Origin of the sequence: Vibrio sp. Vb0598, assembly GCF_033338935.1 — a bacterium.
GTDB lineage: Bacteria > Pseudomonadota > Gammaproteobacteria > Enterobacterales > Vibrionaceae > Vibrio > Vibrio alginolyticus.
This window is the reverse complement of record NZ_JAWOTP010000163.1, coordinates 1-1,258: the sequence shown is the minus strand read 5'-3', so window position 1 is coordinate 1,258 and position 1,258 is coordinate 1. Positions and strand designations below refer to the sequence as shown.

Annotated in this window: 1 protein-coding gene; it reads right to left on the bottom strand. The window is 46.9% G+C overall.

Features of this window, described 5'->3' with window-relative positions; all coding sequences use genetic code 11:
* Positions 1-63: 63 nt before the first annotated feature.
* Positions 64-1,149 (bottom strand): chorismate synthase, encoded by a 1,086-nt coding sequence (gene aroC / locus R7Q38_RS23750; RefSeq protein ID WP_005479467.1) that lies wholly within the window; start codon positions 1,147-1,149, stop codon positions 64-66.
* Between the last annotated feature and the right edge of the window lie 109 nt (positions 1,150-1,258).

Genomic DNA, 1,258 nt, shown 5'->3' with positions numbered 1-1,258 from the left:
GAAAAAGAACAAAAAAGAAAAGGGTGCTCCATGAGCAACCTTTTTTGTATTTGGAGTACCAAACTAAATCTTTGGTGTTTCTGTCGTTACGCCGTGGTTTTGCCCACGATGACGCAGTAAGTGATCCATCACAACAATCGCCAGCATGGCTTCAGCAATAGGTACAGCACGAATGCCGACACATGGGTCGTGACGACCTTTCGTAATGAGCTGAGTAGGTTCACCTTCTTTAGTGATCGTGTCACCCGGAACCGTGATGCTTGATGTTGGCTTAAGTGCAATATTCGCAACGATGTCTTGACCTGTTGAGATACCACCAAGGATGCCACCAGCATGGTTGCTACCAAAACCTTGCGGAGAAAGTGGGTCACGGTGCTGACTGCCTTTTTGGTTTACGACATCGAAACCATCACCGATTTCGACACCCTTCACCGCGTTGATGCTCATTAGCGCGTGCGCAATGTCTGCATCCAAGCGGTCAAACACTGGTTCACCAAGGCCAACAGGTACGTTGGTTGCAACAACCTGAATTTTCGCACCAATTGAATCGCCTTCTTTTTTTAGGTCGCGGATCAGTTGATCAAACGCTTCCACTTTGTCTGCATCTGGGCAGAAGAATGCGTTGTTTTCAATTTCGTCCCAGTCGACTTTATCAATAGAAACATCGCCCATTTGTGACAAGTAAGCGCGGATTTCTACGCCAAATTCATCTTTCAGATATTTCTTCGCGATTGCACCTGCAGCCACACGCATCGCAGTTTCACGGGCTGACGAACGGCCGCCACCACGATAGTCACGAATGCCATATTTTTGGTGGTAAGTGTAATCAGCATGTCCCGGGCGGAACTTATCTTTGATGTCTGAGTAATCTTTTGAACGTTGATCGGTGTTTTCGATCAACAGACCGATTGAAGTGCCTGTGGTTTTGCCTTCAAACACGCCAGAAAGAATTTTAACTTCGTCCGGTTCACGACGTTGTGTGGTGTAACGTGATGTGCCAGGACGACGACGGTCGAGATCCGTTTGCAGATCTGCTTCTGTAATTTCCAACCCCGGAGGACATCCGTCTACGATACATCCCAGTGCGATACCGTGACTTTCTCCGAATGTTGTCACTCGAAAATGTTGTCCGATACTGTTTCCTGCCATTACTTCCTCAAGTTATTGTCGCCACGCTCTCTGATTGAGCGCAACTGCTTTCCAATTCTTCGTGGATTCATAGTGGCTTTATTACGTTTTGATGTAAAGAGTTAATATC

Coding starts and splice junctions, on each gene's coding strand:
- aroC (WP_005479467.1), bottom strand. CDS start 1,149: ATGGCAGGAAACAGTATCGGACAACATTTTCGAGTGACAACATTCGGA.